This is a genomic window from Affinundibacterium fentianense (assembly GCF_018139545.1).
In the GTDB taxonomy this organism is placed as follows: Bacteria; Pseudomonadota; Gammaproteobacteria; order Burkholderiales; family Burkholderiaceae_D; genus Undibacterium; species Undibacterium fentianense.
Genome location: NZ_JAGSPJ010000044.1, coordinates 1 through 281, shown reverse-complemented (window position 1 = coordinate 281; position 281 = coordinate 1). Strand labels below are relative to the sequence as shown.

The following is a 281-nucleotide window of genomic DNA, read 5'->3' as shown; positions in this document are numbered from 1 at the left end:
CCATCGGCGCTAACACGTTTCACTTCTGAGTTCGGAATGGGATCAGGTGGGGCCATGTCGCTATTGTCGCTAGACAAAAAAGGTACAATCTTGAAAGCTGTATCAGTGAGATCTTGTCTCAATGATGATAAATACGTTTTTTGTTCTTAATCTCTTATTCACACCATTGTCATGCGTGATTCGTGTATTCCTACACTTTTGTCAAACTTCATACAACTTAAAACCACTTGGGTGTTGTATGGTTAAGCCTCACGGGTAATTAGTATTGGTTAGCTCAATGC

Annotated in this window: 1 rRNA gene; it reads right to left on the bottom strand. The window is 40.6% G+C overall.

Features of this window, described 5'->3' with window-relative positions:
- A 5S ribosomal RNA gene (rrf, locus tag KDM90_RS17700) occupies positions 1–74 on the bottom strand; the annotation flags it as partial.
- Positions 75–281 lie beyond the last annotated feature (207 nt).